Here is a 25,009-nt window from a genome sequence, read left to right as displayed (position 1 = left end):
ACATCCTAGCACAAGCCGCGTCAAAATCCCGTCTACCCAATCACATTCAAACAGAAAGGTGTATTGAAGCGCCAAAAGCGGGTAAACTTTGCACGATAACGGCCACAACAGGGAGCTGGCATGTCCACTACCGTCCTTATTTGCGACGATTCAAGTTTTGCCCGCAAGCAAGTCAAGCGCGCACTGCCGCCCGGGTGGCAGGTAGACATCAGCTTTGCCGGCAACGGCCGTGAGGCGCTCTCGGCCATCGAGGCAGGTAAAGGTAACATCCTGTTTCTCGATTTGACCATGCCCGAGATGGATGGGTTCGAGACATTGGAGCAGATTAAAAGCCGGGACCTCCCCACGCTGGTTATTGTGATCTCGGGCGATATCCAACCCGAAGCTATGGCGCGCGTGAAAAAATTGGGCGCCCTGGACTTCATCAAGAAACCGGTCGATGCCAAACGTCTAGAGCAGGTGTTGACCGATTTTGGCCTCTACTCGGGTTGAGCCAGCTTATGATTGTTTCCGACCTCGACGAAGAACTGCGCGACGCCTATCAGGAAATAGCCAATATCGCCATGGGCCGAGCGGCCGACCTCCTGGCTCGATTACTCGACAACTACGTGGTGTTGCCGATCCCCAAGGTCAACCTGCTTGAGCGCTCCGAACTGAATATGGCGCTGGGTTCTCTGGAGGAATTCGACTCGGTGAGTGCCGTGTGTCAGGGTTTCGTGGGCTCGCGTATCGCCGGAGAGGCGCTGCTGATATTCAACGACACCAGCTTCCAGGATATTGCCGAGCTGACCAACTTCGCCGGCGAAATCACCCCCCAGATCGAACTCGAACTGTTAATGGATATCGCCAACATTCTGATCGGCGCTTTCCTCAAAGGATTGGCCGAACAGTTGGACGTCAGTTTCAGCCAGGGTCAACCGGTCATTCTCGGTCAGCACCTCAATTTACTTGACCTCGCCAACCGCGACTACGGCAACTGGAAGCAAGCGCTCACCATCGAGATCCCCTATCGACTGGAAGGGCGCGGCGTCGACTGTGATCTGTTACTACTGTTTACCGAAGACAGCCTTGAGGTATTGGAAGGCAAAGTCCGTTACCTGTTGGAGTAATCATGTCTCAAATGCACGAATCGGTGTCAGACTTTCACTGGCTGCTGGATGTCCTGCAAACCATCGATGTCGGCATTCTGGTTCTCGATCTGGATTTCAATATCGTGACCTGGAATGGCTTTATGGAAAACCACAGCGGTATTCCCCCGCGGGAAGCGCTGGGCAAGAACCTGTTTTCAGTTTTTCCGGACATTCCCCAGGAGTGGTTCGAACACAAATCCCGCACCGTCATCCAACTCCGTAACCGCGCCTTCACCACGTGGGAGCAACGTCCCTATGTGTTCCGCTTTCGCAATAACCGGCCGATTACCGGGTTGGCCGAGTACATGTACCAAAACTGCACGTTTATTCCTGTCAGCGGCGTACGCGGCGAAGTCGAGAACCTGTGTGTGATTGTCTACGATGTCACCGACGTCGCTGTCAGTGACATGGAGTTACAGAAGGCCAACAACCAACTCCAGCGCATATCGCGTGTCGACGGCCTGACAGGGTTGTTCAACCGGCGGTTCTGGGAGGAGCAGTTGGTAGCGGAGTTCCTCCGCTTGAGCCGCAGCCCGCACCCCACCAGCCTGATCATGTTCGATATCGATCACTTCAAAACCTTCAACGATACCTACGGTCACACCGCCGGTGACGAAGTGATTCGGGCCGTGGCACGGGTTACCCGAGAGAGTGTACGCGAGAGCGATATTGCCGGGCGCTACGGCGGCGAGGAGTTCGCCATACTGTTGCCGGACACCGCTGCCGAAGACGCCTTGCAGATGGCCGAGCGGCTGCGGGAAACCATCGAAAACACCGTGGTTGAATCCGAGGGCAGTCGGCTCAAGGTCACCGTCAGCCTCGGCGTTGCCGGTTGGTGCGACAGCTTTCGCAATCATGCAGAGTGGATTAAGCGCGCCGATCAGGCTTTATATCGTTCGAAGGAGCGGGGTCGGAATCGTGTATCGACTGAAGAAAAGGCATAAAACATGGGGTTGGTGCCACAGCGTCGGATTACGGCTGCGCCTAATCCGACCAACTCGAACAATGGCAGCCGTTCCCGGTAGGTCGGATTAGCCCAAAGGGCATAATCCGACACACATACCACCATACCAGAACAGCGGCACCACTTTCCCAGTAGGTCGGATTAGCCCCTAGGGCGTAATCCGACAGCCCCAGTCACAACCTTAAAGCAACAACCGCCGAACGTCGGAGATGACTGCATTGAGGTAGGTAAAGAAGCGACCGGCATCTGCACCGTTAATGGCGCGGTGATCGTACGACAGCGACAGGGGCAGCATATTGCGCGGCACAAACTCGCTGCCGTTCCAGACAGGCTTCATCTGCGCCCTGGAAACACCCAGAATGGCCACTTCCGGCGTATTCACGATCGGCGTAAAGCCATTCCCGCCCATCGCGCCCAGACTGGAGATGGTAAAGCAACCACCCTGCATGTCCGACGGCATCAGCTTGCCTTCGCGTGCCTTTTTCGCCATTTCGTTGATCTCGTCAGTCAACTCCCACAGGCCTTTTTTGTCCACGTCGCGAATGACGGGCACCATCAGACCGTTGGGCGTATCGACTGCAATACCGATGTGCACATAGTGCTTCTGTACAATGTGCTCACCGTCGTGATGCAAGGAGACGTTGAAGCTCGGCTCGGCCACCAACGCGGCCGCACAGGCCTTGAGCAGGAACGGCAACGGTGTCAGCTTGCTACCGCGTTTCTCTGCGTCAGCCTTGAGACCCTTGCGGAACGCTTCCATATCGGTGATATCAGCATCGTCAAACTGGGTCACATGCGGCACATTGAGCCAGCTGCGGCTCATATTGTCGCGCGTGATTTTCTTGACCTTGCTCATTTTCACCATCTCGATCTCACCAAACTTGGCAAAATCGACGGCGGGCACCTGCGGGATACCGGAACCTGTGGCCTGACCGGACTGCTGGGCTGTAACAATGTTTTTCACATAGTCACGGACATCGTCTTTGGTCATACGTTGACGCGGACCCGACGGCTTGACACGGGCCAGATCAACGCCCAGCTGACGACCCAGTCGACGCACGGCGGGGCCTGCATAGACCTTGCTGCCACCGGTGACTTCGTCCGCAACCGCAGCGGCTGTGACCGGAGATGACGTCGCCTCGGCGGACTTGGCTTTACCGGAATCCGCGGCCTTGGGTGCTTCAGGCTTGGCCGGCGCGCTCTCGCTTTTGCTCGGTGCCGGCTCAGCTTCCTCGGCATCACCACCGGCTGCGCTTTGCATCATGGCAATCAGGTCGCCTTCGGATACCTTGTCGCCTTCTTTTACTTTCAGTGCGGTGATTTTGCCCGCTGCCGGAGCCGGAATCTCCATGGACGCCTTGTCGGTTTCCAGAACGATCAGAGAATCGCCTTCGGCGACCTCGTCGCCTTCGCTCACGCACACTTCAATGACTTCAACGCCTTCAGAGCCGCCAATATCCGGTACCGGCACTTCTCTCTCGCTGCCGCCCGAGCTGGATTTGGGCTTATCTTCGGCTTTGGGTTTATCCTCGGCTTCAGGTTTCTCTTCAGCGGTGTCCTCGGCCTTGGCCTCAGATTTGTCGTCGCCGGCGCTGTCGCCTTCGGCTTCCACTTCGATCAGCACATCGCCTTCAGAGACTTTATCGCCTTCTTTCACTTTGATTGCGGTCACTTTACCCGCAGCAGACGCGGGGATTTCCATGGACGCCTTATCGGTTTCCAGGGTCACAATCGCGTCTTCCAACGCAATGGTATCGCCCACCGCTACGGTGATTTCGATGACTTCTACACCTTCAGAGCCACCAATATCCGGGACCTTAATTGTTTCAATTGCCACTGTAATTCCTCGCAAGTGTTCTTTGTGTTGTCCGACTCAAGCCGCTGTTAAACGATCGCGCTTAGGCGCGATCACACAGTGATGGGCTCGGGCTTCTCCGGATCAATACCAAATTGCTTGATCGCTTTGCTGACCACATCCGCCTTGACTTTGCCCTGGTCGGCCAGGGTCTTGAGTGCGGCAATAACCACAAAGTGACGATCCACTTCAAAGAAGTGACGCAGCTTCTGGCGGCTGTCACTGCGGCCAAAACCTTCGGTTCCCAATACAGTGTAGTCGCTGGGAATGTAGGCGCGCAGTTGTTCGGCGTAGGTTTTCAGGTAGTCGGTGGCGATGACGACCGGACCGTCCTGACCTTCCAGTTGCTGAGTAATATAGGGCTTGCGGGGCGTCTCGCCCGGGTGCAGCATGTTCCAGCGGGTAGCGCGCTGTCCGTCACGGGTCAGCTCGTTCACACTGGTGACACTCCACACATCCGCCTCAACACTGAAGTCCTTACGCAGGATTTCGGCCGCGGCGCGCACTTCGTTCAGGATGGTGCCGGAGCCCATCAATTGAACGCGATTTTTCTTCTTGCTGGTGCCTTTCTCGAGCAGATACATACCCTTGATGATGCCTTCTTCGGCACCTTTGGGCATATCCGGGTGCTCGTAGTTCTCGTTCATCAGAGTGACGTAGTAGAAGCAGTTTTCCTTGTCCTGGTACATGCGCTTCATACCGTCCTGCACGATCACCGCCACTTCGTAGGAGAAGCTCGGGTCATAGCTGCGACAGTTCGGAATGGTGTTGGCCATCACATGGCTGTGACCATCCTGATGCTGCAGGCCTTCGCCGTTGAGCGTGGTGCGACCGGCGGTGCCGCCGAGCAGGAAGCCACGCGCCTGAGCGTCACCGGCCAGCCAGGCCAGATCGCCAATACGCTGGAAACCAAACATGGAATAGTAGATGTAGAAAGGGATCAGGGGCTTGTCGTGGTTGCTGTAAGAAGTTGCCGCGGCAACCCATGAGGACATGGCACCGGCTTCGTTGATACCTTCTTCCAGAATCTGACCCTTTTTGTCTTCCTTGTAGAACATGATCTGAGCCGCGTCCTGCGGGGTGTACTTCTGGCCTTCGGCCGAATAAATACCGATTTGACGGAACATGCCTTCCATACCAAAGGTACGGGCCTCATCGGGAACAATCGGCACAACCTGCTGGCCAAGGTTCTTGTCTTTAAGCAGAGTATTGAGCATGCGCACAAAGGCCATGGTGGTAGAGATCTTGCGATCGCCAGTACCTTTGAGCTGGGCTTTAAACGCGTCCAGTGTCGGAATCTCAAGCGCATCAAAGTCGGCTTTGCGCGCCGGCAGATAGCCGTTGAGTTCCTTGCGACGCTCCTGCAGGTACTTCATCTCCGGGCTATCTTCAGCGGGACGGTAGTAAGGAATTTTTTCCACTTCCTCGTCGCTGAACGGCAGGTCAAAACGGTCGCGAATCTTGCGCAGTGCTTCCAGGTCGAGTTTCTTCACCTGGTGCGCATTGTTGACCGCCTCACCGGACGGGCCCATACCGTAACCTTTAACGGTCTGCGCCAGAATCACCGTCGGTTGACCTTTAGTATTCACAGCATTGTGATAGGCGTTGTACACCTTCTGGGAGTCGTGACCACCACGTGCCAGGTGCATAATGTCGTCGTCGCTCAGGTCTTTGACCAGCTCGAGCAGCTCCGGGTACTTGCCGAAGAAATGCTCGCGGGTATAGGCGCCGCCGTTGGCCTTGTAGTTCTGCATCTCGCCATCGACAACTTCGTCCATGCGCACTTGCAGCAGACCGGTTTTGTCTTTCTTGAGCAGTTCATCCCAACCGGAACCCCACAGTACTTTGACCACGTTCCAGCCCGCGCCACGGAAAACGCCTTCGAGCTCCTGAACGATTTTACTGTTGCCGCGCACTGGGCCGTCCAGGCGCTGCAGGTTACAGTTGATGACGAAAATCAGGTTGTCCAACTTCTCGCGCCCTGCGAGAGAGATCGCACCCAGGCTTTCCGGCTCATCACACTCACCGTCTCCCAGGAATGCCCAGATTTTGCGGTCGCCTTTGTCAATCAGACCACGGGCGTGCAGATAACCCATCACGTGCGCCTGATAGATGGCACCGATGGGACCCAGGCCCATGGAAACGGTGGGGAACTGCCAGTAGTCAGGCATCAACCAGGGGTGCGGATAAGAGGACAGGCCTTTGCCGTCCACTTCCCGACGGAAATTATCCAGGTCTTCTTCGCTCAGGCGACCTTCAACAAAGGAGCGCGCGTACATGCCGGGCGAGCTGTGACCCTGAAAGTAAATCAGGTCGCCGGGGCCGTTTTCGTTGCCGCGGAAGAAGTGGTTGAAACCCACCTCGTAGAGCGTCGCAGCGGACGAGAAAGAGGCAATGTGGCCACCCAGCTCGTCATCGTTCTTGTTGGCACGCACCACCATGGCGATAGCGTTCCAGCGAATCAGTGCACGGATCTTCCGCTCCAGACCCGGGTCGCCCGGATGCGGCACTTCATCAGTGTTAGGGATCGTATTGCGATAGGGAGTCGTAATCGCCGAAGGCTGGTCGATGCCGTGATCAACGGCAGTTTCAGACAGCTGCTTCAGCAGAAATGTCGCACGCTCTTTACCGGCGTGACGAACTACCGATTCCAGGGCATCCAGCCACTCTCTCGTTTCCAGGGCATCGATATCTTCTAGCATTAAAATCTCCTCAGTTGTGCACTGACTGGCACTTATATAATCGTTGCTACTTAGCAAAGTTCAGGAATTTGGAAACAGGTATACCTGGCCCTCTGGAGCCCCTGTTGTGTGCTGTTATGGCGGGGTACGGGCGTCGCAGCTCTGATGCAGAAGCCGGAAAATCCGCGAATTCTTACATATTTACGGCATTTTTACCAGTCTTGGGCGACCACCCGCCAGGCGGCGCCACGCCTGGCTTTGCCGCCATTCAGGGCATCCGGCTAAGGAAATATCAGCGCATCCAGACCACGCCGGAACTCAGCCGGGTCGGTAATTTCCTCGAAACCGGCTTCCGGATTGAACTTGTCCGTGGTCAACCACAGGCGCCGGGCCGGCTGCAAGAGCACTGCCTCATAATATGCCAAGAGCGATTCTGGCGTCACGGCCGCCACGGCATCCGCCAGCTGATCGCGGCGCGCAAAACTGACATCCCCCAGCACCAGACTGTCCCAATAGCGCCCGGATTGCTCCGCAAGCGACTGGGCAGGCTCGCGCAGGTCCCGCACCATCGCCTGCTGATTCAGCACCAGCCCCGCCAATACGTGCTCTCTCTGGCTTTTGAGAAAGGCCTCAATCTCTTCGATCAACTCCGCTTCCGGGGTATCCGGCGACTGAATGACAAACATTTTGCCCTGTAGGTCACGCAGCGGCATATTCCAAAGGGCGACAACATAGCCCAACTGCTTTTCTGTGCGCAATTCGTTGTAAAACGCCGGCTGTACGATTTGCTGCAACAGGCGCATATGCGCCGTATCGCGGAGGCTATTACCCAACCCCTGAATATAAAGCAGTGCGACATGGTCGGGGTGGTCAATACGATGGCGATAAAGCGCAGGCTGGCCTTCGGGCACCGCCTTCATTTTGAACACCCGCCCAGGGACTTGCGACCGCCCGGTGCGCGGCCCCAGCAGCTGATGCTCGGCAAAGGCGGCCAGGCGCACACCTTCCTGCCGGAAAAGGTTACCGTAGAACAGCGCTTCCATGCGGGCGTCGTGCAGCAGCCGGTTGGCAAACTGCTGAAAACTCTGCCGGTCCAGCCCCTCAAGTACGCCGATCAACGCGTCGTTGCTGTGATAGGGGTCAAACTGCAGCACCGGAATCTGCCAGGCAAGAACGGAATAAGGGGTGACTTGATTCTCGTTGCGCAACCGCCGAATCAGGTCCGTGCGCACATTATCGAAGCGATCCGAGGCGAACTCGCCCTGACGAATGGACTCGGCGATCCGGGTGATCAACAACCCTTGGCGACTGCTGTAGCCGGCAATTCGAATATCCAGGCCACGCATGGTCCCTTCCACGGAAAAATCCAACCCCGCAAGCTTGGCCGGATAGGCAAACTCATTCAGATCATCCATCACCAGCTCGGCAAACAACCGGGCTTGAGCGGCACCCTCAACGCTGCTGGCCACACGGGGTGAATACAGGCGCATATTCAGGTGCGCCTTGGGAACCCGAAAGGTCTGGTCCTGTTGGAACCAGGCACGCAGCCGTTCGCTGTCCACAATCAGCTCGGGACGATCACTCTCGGCCCCCGAGGCAGGCAGCATGGGCGCAGCCTTGACGTTCAGGCGCTGGGGAATAAAATCATTGGCCTCCGGAAACGACAGCTGCCGGCGCACCGACAGCTTGATTTCAGGGTGCTCACGCGCAACGTCGCCAAGTGCATAGGGCGTCTCGTAGAATGCGGATACCCGATCGGTATCCAGATCGGGGGCAACCAGACTCACCAGCACATTGTCCGGACGCAGGTGCGACAGAAAGCGCTTGATCAGTCGCTCGTTGTAGCGAGCGTATTGGTAGTCCCCATAAAGCACATCCTCCGGGGCATAGCGGTGCAGGCGATTCGCCAACGCACTGACCGTACGCATCGGGTCGACGCGCTCCTGGAACCGGAAGTCGATGTCCGCCAACTGCTGCAACTCCCGGTAGCGCCACTCGCGCACACCGCGGGCGTCCAGGCGCTGAATGACATAGTGCACCAACGCCTGAATCTGATCCTGGGCGCGCACCCCAAGTTCGGTGAGCTCGACCGTCAGCTGAAAGACCCCATCATTGCGGCTGGAGAGCCCGCGGCCAGCCTGGATTCCTTCGGCCCAACCCAGGTCTCGCAGCAACGACAAGAGACTGCCCTCGCCTTCGTGGCCGAGCATATGTGCCAGGTAGTGCACCGGTTTTTCCCGGTAATGGCGGCCATCATCAGGAATCGGAAACAGAAATGACAGCGTCCGGGTTTCCTGCCGGGGCTCGATCCTGACCATAGCCGGCAGCGCATCCTTGGGAAACAGCGGGGGGTAGCGCTCGGGCAGGGAGACGTCCCGACGCTTGATCTCGCGCAGGCGCGGCACCGCCAGCTTCTCCAGGTCATCGAGCGACTCGCGCCCGAGCACCACCGCGCTCATCAGGTGCGCCGAATAAAAGCGCTCGTAGAAGGCAACCAGATCATCGCGCACCGCGCCATCTTCGCGATCGGCGAGCGTATCGACATTGCCGACGGTAAAGCGTGACGCCGGATGCTCAGGGTTGAACAGCTCTCGGTATACGTCCCGAGTGCGCCGGGCGTCTTGGTTGATGTTGGTGGTAAACTCCGAGTGCACGGCCCGGCGTTCGCGCTCGACGTAATCCTCGTCAAACAGCGGTGCAATAAAAAACTGGGCAAAGCGATCAAACGCCGGCTCCAGGTAGTCCGGATCAATTCTAAAAAAATAATTGGTATTTTCAGCGGCGGTATAGGCGTTATGGCTTCCGCCGTGCTGGTTGATAAAGCGCTGATACTCTCCCGCATCCGGGTACTTTTTGGTGCCGAGAAACAGCATATGTTCCAGAAAGTGAGCCAGCCCCTCGCGTCCCGGCTCGTTCTGGTGACTACCGACACGCACATCCACAGCCGCCGCAGCCTTGTCGGCCTCAGGGTCGGAAACCAACAACAACTGCAGGCCGTTGGGCAACGTCAGATACCGGTACTCGCGCTCGTCGGATTCACTCTGAATAACCGTGGTCGCCAGCGCCGAGGCGGCGCCGGACAAACCGAGCGCCACAAGCAGCAGTGCAACGCAGTAACGGGTCGAGCGTACAACACACTTCATGCAATCATCGCCTTGGTTTTACTCGGCAGCGGCCTCATCCGCCCGCGCCTGACTCTTACCCTTGGGCCAGGCGTAAAGAATCGCCTTGACCAGGGTGGCCAGCGGGATGGCAAAGAATACTCCCCACAGGCCCCAGATGCCACCGAAGACCAGAATCGCCAGGATGATCGCCACCGGGTGCAAATTCACCGCTTCGGAGAACAGCAGTGGCACCAGAACGTTGCCATCAAGCGCCTGTATGATCCCGTAAATGATCATCAGCCAGACAAATTCGGAACCCCACCCCCACTGGAAAAACCCTACCAGCGCTACAGGGACGGTCACCACGGCGGCACCGATGTAGGGGACAACCACCGAGAGCCCGACAAGGATCGCCAGCAAGGCCGCATACTGTAGCCCCAGCAGCGCGAAACAGACATAGCTGATGGCGCCCACAATTAGGATTTCGATGGCCTTGCCACGCACGTAATTCGCCACCTGAACGTTCATTTCCGCCCAGATTTTGCTCATCAAGGGGCGCTTCTTGGGGAGAAAGCCTGCGGCCCAGTCGACGATCTGACGGCTGTCCTTGAGAAAGAAAAATACCAGAATGGGAACCAGCACCAGGTAAATCAGCAGCGACATCAAGACCGGCAGACTGGACATGGAGTAGCTGACGATGGTCTGCCCAAACTGCCCCGCCTCGCGGTTAATGGCCGACATCAACTCCTGCACCTGACGCTCGCTGACCAGGTTGGGGTAACGCTCGGGCAACAGCAGCATGACATCCTGCCACTCGTTGATCATGCGCGGCAACTCGCCGAAAAACCGCGCTGCCTGCTGCCAGATAATCGGCACCAGTACAAACAGAAAGGCGACAAAGCCCGCCATCAACAGGAAGAAGGCAAGCGAGACCGCCAGCCAGTGCGGGCACCCCCAGGTGCGCAGGCGCACCACCACGCCCTGCATAAGAAAAGCAATAATAATGCTCGCAATCATGGGCGCGAGCATGGCACCCAGGGTGAGCACGACTACAAAGCCGATGAGTAACAGGACCAGAAGCAGAACGGCTTCTTCGTCAGAGAAATAACGGTCGATCCAGTTGCGGAAAATATTGAGCATAAGCGATCAGACCCTTAGGTTCGCTTGATAAGCAGGTAGGTATAAACACCCTCGACGCTCGAATGCTGGACCAGCTGATGACCGCTGAGCTCCGCAAACGCGTGGAAGTCCCGCACCGACCCGGCATCGGTGGCCTCAACCCGCAGGCACTGGCCAGCGTCCATGGCATTGAGCGCCTGCTTGGCGCGCAGCAGTGGCAACGGACAACGCATGCCCTTGGCATCCAATTCTACATCAATAGCCGGTTCGGTTTGATCCATCGTTTATACCTTCTTTGACACTAACAGAAAAACCTTTGACCTCGGCGATGAACAAAGTGCCAGGCCGCCAGTCAAAGGTTCCGGCGGATAGCGCAAATCCTGCAAAAAGAGTAGAGTTATCGTGCAAGTTAACCGCAAGACCGGAGCCTTACATCCCGTGCAACAACGACTAATCCGTTTTCTCCTGGCCACGCTTCTGTGCGTCCCGCTGACCGCTGGCGGCAGCAATGAGCTCCAGTTACCGACCTTGGGTGACACCAGCTCAGGCATGATTTCCCATCGCCAGGAATACCAGCTCGGGCGCGAGTGGCTGCGATTGTACCGCAGTCAGGTGCCGACGTCCTCTGACGCCCAGATTCAACTCTATACTGAACAATTATTGAACAAACTGGCACAGCACAGCGAGCTCAACAACCCGGATCTGGAGGTGGTCGTCACGGTCAACAGCTCCATCAACGCCTTCGCCGTCCCCGGTGGCGTCGTGGGTATCCACACCGGACTGCTGACGGCCGCCGAGAACGAGCACCAATTCGCCTCGGTGCTGGCCCACGAACTCGCGCATTTGAGCCAACGCCACTACGCCCGGCGCCTGGAGCAGCAGCGCAATATGGCCCTGCCCTTCTACACCGCCCTGCTCGGTAGCTTGGTGCTGGCCGCCACCACCGGCAGCGATGCAGGTATCGCTGCAATAATGTCCACCCAGGCCGCCGCCCACGATGCCCAACTGCGCTTCAGCCGTCAAAATGAACAGGAGGCCGACCGCATCGGGTTCCAGACCATGGTTCGGGCCGGTATGGACCCCTACGCCTCAGCCAATATGTTTGACCTGATGCTCCGGCAAAGCCGCTACAGTCGTCGCCCCCCGGAATTTCTGCTGTCTCACCCGGTGACCGAGAGCCGGATTTCAGACGCCCGCAACCGCGCCATGCGCTACCCGCGGGACGAATTTGAGGAAGATGTCGAATATCACCTGATGCGCGCCCGGGCCCGCCTGCTGCATCAGGACTCACCCCAGATGGCCGTGCGCCGCTTTCAATCCGAGCTCGAGGGCGAGCGCCTGTCCGCCGAGGGCAGCCGCTACGGCCTGAGTCTGGCCCACCTGCGCGCCGGGCACCCGGAGCGGGCCATGGAGGCCCTAGAGCCGCTCCTGGCACAGGATCCGGACCGACTGACCTATCAACTCCTGAAGGCCGAGATTCAACTGGAAGCCGGTGAGGAAGACGAGGCGCTGGCCTTGCTGAACCGGCTGCACGAGAACGACAACCGTCACCACGCCATTAACATGGTGTATGCCGACGCACTCATGCGCGCGGGCAAACACGAGGAAAGCACCCGGATTCTTGAGCGCCACTCCCGAGTGCGCAGCGATGATCCCCACGTCTGGTACCTGCTGGCCGAAGTCAGTGGTCTGGCGGGCGATATTTTGCAGGTCCACCGGGCGCGGGCGGAGTACTTTATCGCCATGGGCGCCTACCCCCAGGCCATGGCGCAGCTGCGCAACGCCCAGCGCCACACCCGCGACAGCGATTACCTGGCCGCGTTGATCAACGAGCGCATGCGCAATGTCGAAGATATGCAGCGCAGCTCGCGCTTTCGCTAGAACTCAGTAGTGCGGGGGGCGCTCGTCAGCGGGCTTGGCGCCGCCGCTGTCCTGGCTGTAGAGATGGTCGTCAAAGCGTTTGCCCAGCACCCGCATCTGGGCCTGCATTTTCTGCAATAAGGCGTCTTGGCCGGCCACCACATCGTTGAGGTTGTGGATCAGCTCCTCCTGAAACACCAGCCGACTTTGCAGATCCTCAATTTGCGCCTGTAGCGCATCCGTCATTTTTTCAGCGGCCATCAGTGACGCTCCACCAGTGAATAAAGGGTATCGATCAGCCGCGCCGCGCGCGGGTCGACCAGAATTTGTTGGCCCATACGCGCCGTGACATAGCCAAAACCGATACCGTAGTCGGGATCAGAAAAGCCGAGAGAACCGCCCGCCCCCGGGTGCCCGAAGGCCCGAGCGCCCCGCCCGAGGCGACAATCGGCACGTTCCTGGGTGAGCATAAAGCCATGCCCAAAGCGCAGCGGCAAGCCCAGCACCCGGTCGTGTTCAAAACTCAATTCGGCACCGCACAACTCAACGGCATCGGGCGGCAAAAGCGCCACACCAACCTCTTCGCTGTAACCCTTATTGGCCAACGCACCGTAGATTGCCGCCAGTGATCGGGCACTCATATGGCCATTGGCGGCCGGAATCTGGGCGCCTCGCCACTCGGGTGTGTTGGTAGCGGTCATCAGACTCATGGGATTGGCGAAGGCCCGATTGGTCACCCCGCGCGGGTCCGACTTCATCAATTGGCCGAGTGCGGCGCTGTCGGCACTGCCCTGCGCGACCAGCGCCTCCAGCCCAGACTTGAGGGGGCGGGCATCGGCGACCCGGTGCTGCTCGCTGTCCGGCACACCGAAGTAGGCCTCAACACCCAGTAAACCGGTCACTTCGCGCTGAAAGTAACTGTTGAAATCCTCACTCCCGCTGCTACGACGCACCAGCTCGCCCAGCACCCAGCCGTAAATAAACGGTGAATAACCCTGCGCCGTACCCGGCTGCCACCAGGGTTCGGCGCGGGCGATCTGCTCAAGCATGGCGTCCCAGTCAAATATGGTGGCATCTCGCTGACGCTTGTCCAGGGCCGATAGACCGCTGCGGTGAGACAGCAACTGGCGCAGGGTGATCTCTTCCTTGCCGCCCTGAGCGAAGGCTTCCCAGTCGTCGGCCACTGGCCGGTCCAGCGCCAGACGCCCCTCGGCAACCTGCTGTAGGACGCTCAGCGCCACCAGCCCCTTGCCCGCCGAGAAAACATTGACCGGGGTATTTTCCTGCCAGGGCTTTTGCGTGCCATCATTGCGGAACTCACCCGCCCACAGGCTTGCCACCGGCTCGCCGCCGCGATAGACCGCCAGCGCCGCGCCCTCCTCGCCCGCCTTATCAAAAAGCTCGGCAAAGGTATCCGCCAGCGGCTGCCATGATTTGGGCCAAAAGCCCTGAATTTCGACCGCCATCAGCGCGGCTCCGGCGCGGGCTGGGCGGCGTAGTAAATCGCCAAGGCCCGGATCGCCTCATCGTCCAGGTTACGCGCTACCGAGACCATCATAGGGTCGTTGCGCTCGCCCGAGCGAAAGGCCTTGAGCTCGGTCACCAGGGTCTCCTTGGACAGACCCGCCAGATCCGGATAGGAGGCTACCCGGGAAACGCCACCGGGGCCGTGACAGCCCATGCAGCTACGCGAGCGCCGCTGGCCGAGCTGCAGCAGCCGCTCCTCCTCGCTCAGGGCCTCCTCGGCGGGCGGCGAACCACCGTCGCAGCCTGCAAGCAGTACCACCAGGACAATGCCCCCCACTTTATTCAGTAACCGTTGCACACTCACCTCTCCACTCGCCACGGGAAAATCGGCAGGGATTCTACCACGGCAACGTCTGGGGGCCGACTGGCCGTGCTACCATTTGCCAATGTTCAATCCGATAGCGGAGGCCCCGTGAGCCGCAAAGACACCTCTACCCGCCTGGTTTACAGCACGGACCAGGGTCGCATAAAAGCCACTGAACCCGAGTCAGCCCCCCCCGAGGGCGATGGCATCGTCCGTATCCGCCGGGAGACGGCTGGCCGCAAAGGCAAGGGGGTAACCACGATCAGTGGCGTGCTGTTAGCCGAGAAAGAGCTCAAGACCCTGGCCAAGACCCTCAAGCAGCAGTGCGGCACGGGCGGCTCGGTCAAAAATGGCATTATTGAGATTCAGGGCGATGTGCGCGACAAGGTCAAAGCGCTGCTGGAGGCCCAAGGCCACACGGTAAAACTCGCTGGCGGCTAAAGGTGAGCCATGGCCCGAAACTTGCAGAATTCCCAGTAAATCCGAAGACTGACAAGTTTCTGACAGCGAGGCCGAAGCCGTGGACAATGCGCTTCTGATCCAAATTCTAGACACCTCTTTCAAAGTGGCCCTGGGCGCACTGATTGCCATGGGCGCCGGTTGGTGGGTAAGCCGTCGACAGCGACCGCCGGTAACCGAAAAGGAGTCGCCGGAAAGTCGACGCCTGGCCATGCTCGAGGGTATTTCCTCTCAGGTGGGGCAGATTGCCCATCTGTTCGGCAAATACGCCAGCCTCGCAGCGGAGTCGACACAATACGGCGAGCGCTGGCCCCTGCCCCGTAAAAAAGAGCTGGAACAGATCAATGCCGAGCTGGTGGACGAATTTCGCAAGCTTGCCGATGCCGAGGCCAAGCTGCTGATGCTGGGGGAGAAAAACCTGGAGCGCTGCCTACGTCTCTACACCCTGAAGATGGCCAGTTTCCGCAAGCAGGTGTATGTGGGGCGCAAGGATATCACGCCGGAGCAGATTGCCGGGTTGAAGCAGGATATCGCCATGGCGCGGGAGAAGTTTTACGATATGTTGAGCAAGAAGTACGACCGCTTGTTGGTGAGCGCGTGAGCAGGTCGGATCAGGCGCAGCCGTAATCCGACAAAAGCGCACCCAACCCGAAACCTGTCAGGTACAACGGCCCTGCCGGGCCGCAACGCGGTTACGGGTTACCGTAACTCATCAAACGCTGGTAACGGCGCTCCAGCAACTGATCAATGGGCTCGCTGGACAGGCGATCAAGCTGCTCGGACAGACGTCCCCGCAACCGCTCCGCCATACCCTCGATATCCCGGTGAGCGCCGCCCATGGGCTCGGGAATGGTCTCATCGACAATACCCAGCTCCGCCAACTTGCTTGAGGTCACACCCATGGCCTCGGCCGCAAGCGGCGCCTTCTCCACAGTCTTCCAGATGATATTCGCGCAACCTTCGGGCGAGATCACAAAATACGTGGAGTACTGCAACATGTTCAACTGATCGCCGACACCGATCGCAAGCGCGCCACCGGAGGAACCTTCACCAATCACCGTGCAGATGATTGGCGTGCGTAGACGCGACATCACCGCCAGGTTCTGGGCAATCGCCTCACTGATGCCCCGCTCTTCCGAGTCGATGCCCGGATAGGCCCCGGGCGTATCAATCAGGGTCAGGATCGGCAGCTTGAAGCGCTCGGCCATCTCCATCAGGCGCAGCGCCTTGCGGTAACCTTCGGGTTTGGGCATACCAAAGTTGCGGTGTACTTTTTCCTGCACGCCGCGCCCTTTTTCCTCACCGATAACCATCACCGGCTTGCCGTCAATGCGGGCCACGCCACCGATGATGGCGTGATCGTCACCAAAATGCCGGTCGCCGTGCAGCTCATCCCAGTCGGTGAACATGCGCTTGATATAATCGGCGCTATAGGGGCGTTGCGGGTGACGGGCAACCTGAACGATCTGCCAGGGAGTCAAGTTGCTGTAAATGCTTTCGGTGAGCTTGTTGCTCTTATCCCGCAGCTTGTTGATTTCCTCAGTGATGTTGAGGTCGTTGGCATTACCCACCATCTGCAATTCCTCGATTTTTCCTTCGAGGACGGCGATGGGCTGCTCAAAATCCAGATAGTTCAGATTCATAGTTCGCTGTTTCAATCCGGTTTAATTGTGGGCCTAATGGGAGCGGCGCTGCCGCGCAGGGGCGGTAAGATACGCAAAAGCTCCCCCAGTGTCGACCGTTTGTCTGCAAAATTGGCGATAACAGCCGCTCAGTATACCAGACGCACCTTGTCGGAGCCGTAGGTATCGCGCAGCCGCTCCAGCAGGTCATCCTCAGGGCGTACGCGCCACCCCTTCCCCAGGCTCAAACGGGCCCGAGCATCCGCGCGCCGATAATCAATCACAATCGGACAGCGCGCTTCCTGACCAGGCGCCCCGCGGTAGGGGTCGAGCAATTGCTCCAGCTGGCGGGAGAAATCCCCTGATAGCTGTGGAGCCGCCAACTCCAGACACAATTCCCGGGCCTTGTCCTGGCGCAGCGTGGCCAATAGGTGAACCTTGTCCGCGCGCATTTTTAACATGCCACTGTAATCATCGTAGCTGACCTGACCGTCAATCACCAGCAAACTGTCCTTGGTAAGAATATCCCGACATTCCCCAAAGGCATCACTGAACACCGCCACCTCAATGCGGCCGGTGCGGTCATCCAGGGTGACAAAGGCCATACTGTCGCCGCGTTTGGTTTTCATCAGGCGCATGGCGACTACCAGCCCGGCCACGGTCTGGCCGCCCTTTTCCGCCTTCAGATCGCTGATGCGCGAACTCACCAGGTGATTGAGCTCGCTGTCGTACTCGTCGATGGGGTGCCCGGTCAGGTACAGGCCCAGGGTTTCCTTTTCCGCGTGCAGTCGCTCTTTCATGCTCCAGGGGCGCACCCGATGGAACTCACTGTAGGCGTCGCCGCCTTCGGCATTGCCCGGCACCACATCCCCGAACAGATCGACCATCCCGGCGCTGGCATTGGCCGACGCCTGCTCAGCGGCTTTGACCGCTTCATTCATGGCCGCCATCATCACGGCCCGATCGCGGTCGATGCCCTCCCCGGAACCCAGGTTATCGGCCGCACCCGAGCGGATCAGCGCTTCAATGGCGCGCTTATTGACCTTGCGGGGATCGATGCGGGCGCAGAAGTCGAACAGGTCACGGAACGGGCCGCCGGCTTGGCGCGCGGCGATAATACTGTCCACAGGCCCCTCGCCCAGGCCCTTGATGGCACCCAAGCCGTAAATGATGTTGCCTTCGTCGTCGACGGTGAATTGGAACTCCCCGCTGTTCACATCCGGCGGCAGCAGGGTCAGCCCCATCTGCCGACACTCTTCGATAAAGGTCACCACCTTGTCGGTTTTATCCATGTCCGAGGACATGGTGGCGGCCATAAAGTGGGCGGGGTAATGGGCCTTGAGCCACGCGGTCTGGTAGGAGACCAGTGCGTAGGCGGCAGAGTGCGACTTGTTAAAGCCGTAACCGGCGAATTTCTCTACCAGATCGAAGATTTTCATCGCCAAATCTGGATCAATGCCCTGCTCTTTTGCACCCACAGCGAACACTTCACGCTGTTTCGCCATTTCTTCCGGTTTTTTCTTGCCCATCGCCCGGCGCAGCAGGTCGGCGCCACCGAGGCTGTAGCCTGCCAGCTCCTGGGCGATCTGCATCACCTGCTCCTGGTAGACGATAACCCCGTAGGTGGGCTCCAGAATCGGCTTCAGGCGCGGGTGCTGGAACTTCGCGTCCGGATAGGCCACCTGGGCCCGGCCGTGCTTACGGTTGATAAAGTCATCGACCATGCCCGATTCCAGCGGGCCAGGGCGGAACAGGGCCACCAGCGCGATCAGATCCTCCAGCGAATCTGGCTGCATGCGTTTGATCAGGTCTTTCATGCCCCGGGATTCCAGCTGGAATACAGCGGTGGTCTCCGCGCGCTTGAGCAATTTGAAGGTGGGGGCGTCGTCGAGGGGAATCGCCGCGATATCCAGGGGCGGTTCGTTCGTGCGTGCCCGCTGGCGATCAATCATCTCCCGCGCCCAGTCGATGATGGTCAGGGTACGCAAGCCCAGGAAGTCGAATTTGACCAGGCCGGCGTCTTCAACATCGTTCTTGTCGTACTGGGTCACCAGGCCGCCGCCCGCATCGTCGCAGTACAGAGGCGCAAAATCGGTGAGCTTGGTGGGCGCGATCACCACCCCGCCCGCGTGTTTGCCAACGTTGCGCGTCAGGCCTTCAAGCTGCTTGGCCATATCCCAGATTTCCTGGGCTTCACCATCGGTTGCCAGGAACTCGCGCAGGATTTCTTCCTGTTCGAGCGCCACATCCAGGGTCATACCCGGGGTCGGGGGGATCATCTTGGAAAGTTTGTCTGCCAACCCGTAGGACTTGCCCTGCACCCGCGCCACATCGCGCACCACCGCCTTGGCCGCCATGGTGCCGAAGGTAATGATCTGGCTGACGGCGTCCCGACCGTAGTTGTCCGCGACATAGCTGATCACCTGGTCACGGTTGTCCATGCAGAAGTCGACGTCAAAGTCGGGCATCGAAACCCGCTCCGGGTTCAGAAAGCGCTCGAACAGCAGGTCGTACTGCAGCGGATCGAGATCGGTAATTTTGAGCGAGTAGGCCACCAGCGAACCGGCACCGGAGCCCCGTCCCGGCCCCACGGGAATATCGTGATCCTTGGCCCACTGGATAAAGTCCATCACGATCAGGAAGTAGCCGGGGAAGCCCATGGAGTTGATGATGTCGAGTTCGAACTTGAGCCGGTCCAGATAGCCCTGTCGACGCTCGGCATAGTCCGCCGCGGCCGGGTCGAGAATCGTTTTCAAGCGCTCGTCGAGACCCTCATAGGAAATTTTCTCGAAGAACTGGGCCTCCGTCATCCCGTCGGGAATCGGATAGGCAGGCAGAAAGTATTCACCCAGACGAATATCCAGGGAACAGCGTTTGGCAATCTCGACAGTGTTTTCCAGCGCTTCGGGGATATCGCTGAACAGCTCGGCCATTTCTTCCGGCGAACGCAGGTACTGCTCGGCGCTGTAGCGACGCTCGCGCCGGGGATCGTCCAGAGCGCGACCCTCGGAAATACAGACCCGCGCCTCGTGCACTTCAAACTCATCGGCGGCCAGAAAGCGGACATCGTTGGTGGCCACCACCGGGCACTGAGCCTCGGCCGCCAGCGCCACCGCCTGATGCAGGTAGTGCTCATCGTTATCGCGGCCGGTGCGCTGCAGCTCCAGGTAGAAGCGACCGGGAAAGTCCGCCATCCAGCCCTGCAACAGCTCCGCCGCCTGCACGGCGCGCCCACCCAGAAGCGCGCTGCCCACATCCCCGAGCTTGCCACCCGAGAGGGCGATAACCCCAGCACTGCACTCGCTCAGCCATTCCCGGCGCAGGTAGGCCTGACCGTGATGCTGGTTGTGCTGCCATGCTCGAGAAATCAGCGTAATGATGTTTTTGTAGCCCGGCTCATCCATCGCCAGCAACGTCAGCAGCGTCGGCTTGGTTTCACTGTCGCCGTTCCAGAGCATAAAGTCGCTGCCGGCAATAGGCTTGATACCGGCGCCCTGGGCCGCCTTGTAGAACTTTATCAGGCCGTAAAAATTGCACTGGTCGGTCACCGCCACGGCGGGCATGCCCAGCGCCGCCACCCGTTTTACCAGGGGTTTCACGCGAACCAGGCTGTCCACCAAAGAATATTCGGTGTGCAGGCGTAAATGCACAAAAGGTGTCGTCATAAGCCGTCAGTCATCGCCCGCAGGCGTTATCAGAAGAGTTCGATCTGTTCCAGGAGCGCCTTGACCGGCCCGAAGGACGTCCGATGCACGGGCGTCACCCCAAGGCGCTGCAAGGCGTCCAGATGCGTTTTAGTGGGGTAGCCCTTGTGTCCGGCGAAGCCATAACCCGGGTAGCGCTGATCCAGCGCAATCATCTCCCGGTCCCGGCAGACTTTGGCCAGGATCGACGCCGCGCTGATCGCGGGCACCCGGCTATCGCCTTTGACCACCGCCTCCGCCGGGTAATCCCAGCGGGGAATTTTATTACCATCCACCAGTACGTGCTCGGGCTGTGTCGCCAGCCCCTGAACCGCCCGGTGCATGGCCAACAAGCTGGCCTGAAGGATATTGATTTTATCAATTTCGGCCACGCTCGCGCGGGCGATACACCAACTCAGGGCCTTAGCCTGAATCTCATCATACAGCTGTTCCCTGCGTTTTTCTGTGAGCTTTTTTGAGTCGTTGAGGCCGTCAATGGGCTGGGCCGGATCGAGAATGACCGCCGCCGCCACCACGTCGCCCGCCAGTGGCCCCCGGCCGACTTCGTCGACGCCCGCGAAACACGTGCCCGGGTAGCAGGACACAAAGGGCTCGATCACAACACCCCCTCGTCGGCTGTCTCCAGCTCACCCCGGCGTGAGCGAATCAGCTCGGCCACGGCCTCGGCGGCGCGCTCGCTGGCGCCCTGACGCAACGTCCGGTGCAGCTGGTAGAAACGCTCTGTCAGCAAGCGGGCGGCACTGGGGTCATCAATATAGGTCATCAGTGCCCTGCCCATCTTCTCGGCCGTGGCGTCCTTCTGCAAGAGTTCGGGGACCAAGGCCTCACCGGCCAAAATATTGGGCAACCCCACCCAGGGCGATTTGACCAGACGCTTGAGGATCGCGAACGACAAACCCGCCATTCGGTAGGCGATCACCATCGGTTTTTTCAAGAGCAGGGCTTCGAGCGAGGTCGTCCCCGACGCCATCAGAACCACATCCGCCGCTGCCATGACTGTGCGCGATTGGCCGTGAACCATCTGAATGGGTAATTCGGTATACCCCGCCAGTTGATGATGCAACTGACGGTAGCGCAGCGGGTTGGCGGCAGGAATCACAAACTGAAGTTTGGGGTTTTGTTTGAGGCACCAGGCTGCTGCCTGCATAAACAAAGGCCCGAGGCGCTCCACTTCGGAAGCCCGACTACCCGGCAGCAATGCGATCACGCGCGCATCTTCGGCCAAGTTGAGCTCGCGCCGAGCCGCGCTCTGATCCGGGTCAAGAGGCATGGCATCGGCCAGGTGGTGGCCGACAAAAGTCACCGGCACCTGATGATCGCGGTAGAAATCGGCCTCGAAGGGAAACAACGTCAGCATCAAATCTACCGAACGGGCGACCTTGTGAACCCGCTTTTGGCGCCAGGCCCACACAGAGGGGCTGACGTAGTGGACGGTGGGTACCCCCACCTCCTTGAGCCACCCTTCCAGAGTCAGGGTAAAATCCGGGGAGTCGATGCCGATGAAGACGTCCGGTGGGTTTTCGGTGTAGTGGCGTCGCAAAAAGCGACGGATCCTGAGCAGTTCCGGTAGGCGTTTGAGCGGCTCAACCAGCCCCATTACCGCCAGACGTTCTTGGGGAAAGAAAGAATGGAAACCCTGCTCCAGCATACGTGGGCCACCGATGCCGGAGAACTCTGCCTCCGGAAAATGGTGACGCAAGGCCTTGATCAGCGCGCCGCCGAGAATATCCCCCGAGGCCTCGCCCGCCACTATGCCAATTCGCAGTCGCCGCGCCATGGCTGTATTAACGCAGAATGCCGCGCGAGGAGCTGCGCAGGGACTCGATCATCGGGGACAGACGGGTAAATTCCTGGGTCAGGACTTCCAGTTGCGCAATCGCTTCATCCAGGGTCAGACCCCGACGGTAGATGATCTTGAAGGCACGGGTCAGCGCGGCCAGCTCATCTTTGCTGAACCCCCGTCGGCGCAGACCTTCCACATTGATACTCTTGGCCGCAGCCGGGTTGCCCGCCGCCATGATATAGGCAGGCACATCCTTCCCGATGGTGCTGCCCATACCGGTAAAAGCGTGAGCGCCAATTTTGCAGAACTGGTGCACCAGGGTGAAGCCGCCCAGTATCGCCCAGTCGCCAACGTGCACATGCCCGGCAAGCGCGGCGTTATTCACCAGGATACAGTGATTGCCAACGATGCTGTCGTGTCCGACATGGACATAGGCCATGAGCAGGTTGTGGTCACCAATGGTGGTTTCCGAGCGATCCTGTACGGTGCCCCGGTGGATGGTCACACCCTCGCGGATAATGTTGTGATCGCCGATTACCAAGCGCGTTGGTTCACCGTTGTATTTCAGGTCTGGCGTGTCCTCCCCGACCGAGGAGAACTGGAAAATGGTATTGTGTTTACCGATGCGGGTTGGCCCCTTGATCACCACATGGGAGGCAATTACCGAGCCCTCACCAATCTCCACATCGGGGCCGATCAGGGTCCAGGGCCCGACGCTCACGTCATCGGCAAGGCGGGCACTGGGGTGGACTATCGCGCGCGAATCAATCAAAGCAGGTCTCACGGTTCAGTGATAGAGTTTGGCATTGATCCCATTATAGTCACACTTTGCGATCAGCACACATGATCGTAGCTGATGCCGCGAGCTGGTCATCGACGGTGGCCCGACACTCGAATTTCCAGATGCCGCGCTTCACCGACTTGACCTTCGATTCCAGTGTCAGGCGGTCACCGGGAATCACCTGACGCTTGAAGCGTACGTCATCGATGCCGGCAAACAGGTAAATCGAGCCGTCTTCCGGCTTCTTCCCCATACTGACAAATCCCAGTACGCCGGAGGCTTGCGCCATGGCTTCCAGAATCATGACGCCCGGAAAAATCGGGGCCTGGGGGAAATGACCATTAAACACTTCTTCATTAATGGTGATGTTTTTGTACGCCACAATGGACTCGTTCTCAACCAGCTCAATCACACGGTCAATCAGCAGGAACGGGTAGCGGTGCGGCAAGTACTCACGAATTTCGTTAATATCAATCATTGCATTAAGCCCTAGATGGGCAGCCACTGCTGCCAGGAGGGAGGAGGTTTAATCAGTTTTGCTGTGCTTTTCGAGCTTCTTGACCCGAGCGGCCAGCGCATCCAGCTGACGGAAACGAACGGCGTTTCTGCGCCATTCGGTGGTGGGCGCGAGCGGCGTACCGGAAGAATACGCCCCGGGCTCGCTCACATCGCCTGATACCAGGCTTTTGCCCGTAAAGTGAACGCCGTCGGCAATACTCACATGACCGGCGATGCCAACCTGCCCAGCGATGGTGCAATTTTCACCGACTGTGGAGCTGCCTGCAATACCCACCTGTCCGGCAATGGCAGTATTTTTCCCAACACGCACGTTGTGGGCAATCATGACCAAGTTGTCAATTTTGACGCCATCCGCGATTTCCGTATCGCCCAGAGCACCCCGATCAATGGTGGTACAGGCGCCAATCTCAACGCGATCACCGATCACCACGCCGCCCAACTGATGAATTTTGTGCCACTGATTCTGGTCTGGCGCAAAGCCGAAGCCGTCGGCGCCAATAACTGCACCACTGTGTACGATGCCATCCCGACCAATCGTCACACCGTGGTAAACCGTGACATTGGCACGCAGCTCGGTACGGTCGCCGATCGCAGAACCGTCGCCAACCACGGTATTCGCGCCGATCACCACATTTTCCCCCAGTACCACATCCTCACCCAACACCACATTGGCACCGATACAGGCGCTCTCGGGCACCCGGGTATCAGCCCCTATCTGAACACTGGGATGCACACCGGGCAGAGCCGGACGACGGCTATCAAAGAGTTGCGTCAGGCGGGCAAAACCGAGGTAAGGGTTGTCCATGACCAGCTTGTTGGTCGCGGTTTCTGAGCGCCAATCGGCCTTCAGAATCACAACACCTGCGCGGCTGTCGGCCAGCTGTGTACGGAAGCGGGAATTTGCGATGAAAGCGGCTTCGCAGGGGCCAGCCTGCTTGAGGGCGTTGATCCCGGTAATTCGATACTCCGGATCGCCCTCCAGCTCGGCCTCAAGCTCGCGGGCCAGTTCGGCCAGCGTATAGGACTTAGGCTGCACTCACTCGCCCTTAATCGGCTTTGTTCAGCAGTTCAGTGACTTTGTCCGTGATATCAGCGGTATCAGTCGCCCGGAAAACACCCTGACTGTTGAGTACAACGCCAATATTTTCGGCTTCCATCAGCTCATCCAGAATCTGGTTGACTCGCGGCGCCAAATTTTGAACCACCCGCTGCCCAACCTCTTGGCGTTCAGCCTGAACTTTCTGGGCTTCCTGCTCAAAGTCTGACCGCAGGTAGTTGGCACGACGGTTGTTGGAGGCACGTTGCTCCTCCGACCAGGTCATGCCGTCACGTTCTGCAGTCTGCTGCAATTCTTCAAGTTCGGTGCGGATCTCTTCCAGGCGGGCAATCATCGCCCGGTACTCGGCATTCTGCTCAAGGCGCGCAAAGCTCTGCTGCGCCGCACTTGAACTCAAAATGGCCGCCTGCAGATCCAACACGACAACCTTGCCATTATCAGCCAGCGCAGCGCCGGTCATCAGCATCAGGACGGCCGCTGCCATCAGTTTTTTTATAATCATACTCATGTTTACTATTGCCTCTATTACTCTACTTTTAC

General features: G+C 58.8%; 22 protein-coding genes. 6 read left to right on the top strand and 16 right to left on the bottom strand.

Translation table 11 applies throughout. The annotated features are described in order from the left end of the window. Positions 1–120 precede the first annotated feature (120 nt). From DKW72_RS16490 to DKW72_RS00390, 3 genes are read left to right on the top strand one after another with little or no spacing between them, the layout of a single operon-like run. On the top strand, positions 121–492 hold the full coding sequence (locus tag DKW72_RS16490) for a response regulator (protein ID WP_198411172.1): 372 nt from the start codon (positions 121–123) through the stop codon (positions 490–492). Between the two features lie 8 nt (positions 493–500). Then, the gene (locus DKW72_RS16485) at positions 501–1,109 is read left to right on the top strand and encodes a histidine kinase (RefSeq protein ID WP_198411171.1); all 609 of its coding nucleotides are present in this window, start codon (positions 501–503) and stop codon (positions 1,107–1,109) included. A 2-nt stretch (positions 1,110–1,111) separates the two neighbouring features. Continuing rightward, entirely contained in the window at positions 1,112–2,074 is a 963-nt protein-coding gene (locus DKW72_RS00390; protein ID WP_111640347.1) for a sensor domain-containing diguanylate cyclase, read from the top strand. A gap of 201 nt (positions 2,075–2,275) precedes the next feature. Here DKW72_RS00390 and aceF read toward each other — a convergent pair whose 3' ends face one another. From aceF to DKW72_RS00365, 5 genes are all read right to left on the bottom strand, one after another. Continuing rightward, entirely contained in the window at positions 2,276–3,931 is a 1,656-nt protein-coding gene (aceF, locus tag DKW72_RS00385; protein ID WP_111640346.1) for a dihydrolipoyllysine-residue acetyltransferase, read from the bottom strand. A gap of 71 nt (positions 3,932–4,002) precedes the next feature. Then, positions 4,003–6,651, bottom strand: a complete 2,649-nt coding sequence (gene aceE, locus DKW72_RS00380; RefSeq protein WP_111640345.1) for a pyruvate dehydrogenase (acetyl-transferring), homodimeric type — start codon at positions 6,649–6,651, stop codon at positions 4,003–4,005. A 260-nt stretch (positions 6,652–6,911) separates the two neighbouring features. Further along, complete coding sequence (locus DKW72_RS00375; protein WP_111640344.1) at positions 6,912–9,773, bottom strand: insulinase family protein; 2,862 nt, start codon at positions 9,771–9,773, stop codon at positions 6,912–6,914. Between the two features lie 18 nt (positions 9,774–9,791). Next, a complete protein-coding gene (locus tag DKW72_RS00370) occupies positions 9,792–10,874 on the bottom strand; it encodes an AI-2E family transporter (RefSeq protein WP_111640343.1) in 1,083 nt (360 codons plus the stop codon). Positions 10,875–10,888: 14 nt separating this feature from the next. Then, the gene (locus tag DKW72_RS00365; RefSeq protein WP_111640342.1) at positions 10,889–11,134 is read right to left on the bottom strand and encodes a sulfurtransferase TusA family protein; all 246 of its coding nucleotides are present in this window, start codon (positions 11,132–11,134) and stop codon (positions 10,889–10,891) included. Between the two features lie 157 nt (positions 11,135–11,291). On the opposite strand from DKW72_RS00365, the gene DKW72_RS00360 reads away from it, so the two are divergent. After that, complete coding sequence (locus DKW72_RS00360) at positions 11,292–12,734, top strand: M48 family metalloprotease (RefSeq protein ID WP_111640341.1); 1,443 nt, start codon at positions 11,292–11,294, stop codon at positions 12,732–12,734. A gap of 3 nt (positions 12,735–12,737) precedes the next feature. On the opposite strand, the gene DKW72_RS00355 is transcribed toward DKW72_RS00360, so the two are convergent. The 3 genes from DKW72_RS00355 to DKW72_RS00345 are packed head-to-tail and all read right to left on the bottom strand — an operon-like array spanning position 12,738 to position 14,538. Beyond that, positions 12,738–12,974: a SlyX family protein gene (locus DKW72_RS00355; RefSeq protein WP_111640340.1), complete on the bottom strand. Its 237-nt coding sequence runs from the start codon at positions 12,972–12,974 to the stop codon at positions 12,738–12,740. Then, positions 12,974–14,179: a serine hydrolase domain-containing protein gene (locus DKW72_RS00350; RefSeq protein WP_111640339.1), complete on the bottom strand. Its 1,206-nt coding sequence runs from the start codon at positions 14,177–14,179 to the stop codon at positions 12,974–12,976. The genes DKW72_RS00355 and DKW72_RS00350 overlap by 1 nt, the downstream gene beginning before the upstream one ends. Then, positions 14,179–14,538, bottom strand: a complete 360-nt coding sequence (locus DKW72_RS00345; protein WP_111640338.1) for a c-type cytochrome — start codon at positions 14,536–14,538, stop codon at positions 14,179–14,181. The genes DKW72_RS00350 and DKW72_RS00345 overlap by 1 nt, the downstream gene beginning before the upstream one ends. 114 nt (positions 14,539–14,652) lie before the next feature. On the opposite strand from DKW72_RS00345, the gene yciH reads away from it, so the two are divergent. Then, complete coding sequence (gene yciH, locus DKW72_RS00340) at positions 14,653–14,985, top strand: stress response translation initiation inhibitor YciH (protein WP_111640337.1); 333 nt, start codon at positions 14,653–14,655, stop codon at positions 14,983–14,985. A 79-nt stretch (positions 14,986–15,064) separates the two neighbouring features. Next, positions 15,065–15,604: an energy transducer TonB gene (locus DKW72_RS00335; RefSeq protein WP_111640336.1), complete on the top strand. Its 540-nt coding sequence runs from the start codon at positions 15,065–15,067 to the stop codon at positions 15,602–15,604. A 91-nt stretch (positions 15,605–15,695) separates the two neighbouring features. On the opposite strand, the gene DKW72_RS00330 is transcribed toward DKW72_RS00335, so the two are convergent. The 8 genes from DKW72_RS00330 to DKW72_RS00295 all read right to left on the bottom strand — a co-directional run bounded on the left by DKW72_RS00330 (position 15,696) and on the right by DKW72_RS00295 (position 24,977). After that, positions 15,696–16,646 (bottom strand): acetyl-CoA carboxylase carboxyltransferase subunit alpha, encoded by a 951-nt coding sequence (locus DKW72_RS00330; RefSeq protein WP_111640335.1) that lies wholly within the window; start codon positions 16,644–16,646, stop codon positions 15,696–15,698. Between the two features lie 128 nt (positions 16,647–16,774). Continuing rightward, positions 16,775–20,290: a DNA polymerase III subunit alpha gene (gene dnaE / locus DKW72_RS00325; RefSeq protein WP_111640334.1), complete on the bottom strand. Its 3,516-nt coding sequence runs from the start codon at positions 20,288–20,290 to the stop codon at positions 16,775–16,777. 29 nt (positions 20,291–20,319) lie between these two features. Further along, positions 20,320–20,925, bottom strand: coding sequence for a ribonuclease HII (gene rnhB, locus DKW72_RS00320; RefSeq protein ID WP_111640891.1), 606 nt, complete (start codon positions 20,923–20,925; stop codon positions 20,320–20,322). Continuing rightward, a complete protein-coding gene (lpxB, locus tag DKW72_RS00315; RefSeq protein ID WP_111640333.1) occupies positions 20,925–22,106 on the bottom strand; it encodes a lipid-A-disaccharide synthase in 1,182 nt (393 codons plus the stop codon). Before lpxB ends, rnhB begins: the two co-directional genes overlap by 1 nt. A gap of 7 nt (positions 22,107–22,113) precedes the next feature. Beyond that, positions 22,114–22,884 carry an acyl-ACP--UDP-N-acetylglucosamine O-acyltransferase gene (gene lpxA / locus DKW72_RS00310; protein WP_111640332.1) on the bottom strand — a complete coding sequence of 257 codons (771 nt, stop codon included), beginning with the start codon at positions 22,882–22,884 and terminating at the stop codon, positions 22,114–22,116. Between the two features lie 49 nt (positions 22,885–22,933). Continuing rightward, positions 22,934–23,371 (bottom strand): 3-hydroxyacyl-ACP dehydratase FabZ, encoded by a 438-nt coding sequence (fabZ, locus tag DKW72_RS00305; protein ID WP_111640331.1) that lies wholly within the window; start codon positions 23,369–23,371, stop codon positions 22,934–22,936. Positions 23,372–23,419: 48 nt separating this feature from the next. Continuing rightward, positions 23,420–24,448: a UDP-3-O-(3-hydroxymyristoyl)glucosamine N-acyltransferase gene (gene lpxD / locus DKW72_RS00300; RefSeq protein WP_111640330.1), complete on the bottom strand. Its 1,029-nt coding sequence runs from the start codon at positions 24,446–24,448 to the stop codon at positions 23,420–23,422. Positions 24,449–24,458: 10 nt separating this feature from the next. After that, positions 24,459–24,977 carry an OmpH family outer membrane protein gene (locus DKW72_RS00295; protein WP_111640329.1) on the bottom strand — a complete coding sequence of 173 codons (519 nt, stop codon included), beginning with the start codon at positions 24,975–24,977 and terminating at the stop codon, positions 24,459–24,461. Between the last annotated feature and the right edge of the window lie 32 nt (positions 24,978–25,009).

Origin of the sequence: Marinimicrobium alkaliphilum (assembly GCF_003259155.1) — a bacterium.
Lineage (GTDB): Bacteria > Pseudomonadota > Gammaproteobacteria > Pseudomonadales > Cellvibrionaceae > Marinimicrobium_A > Marinimicrobium_A alkaliphilum.
This window is presented reverse-complemented; position numbering and strand designations above follow the sequence as displayed.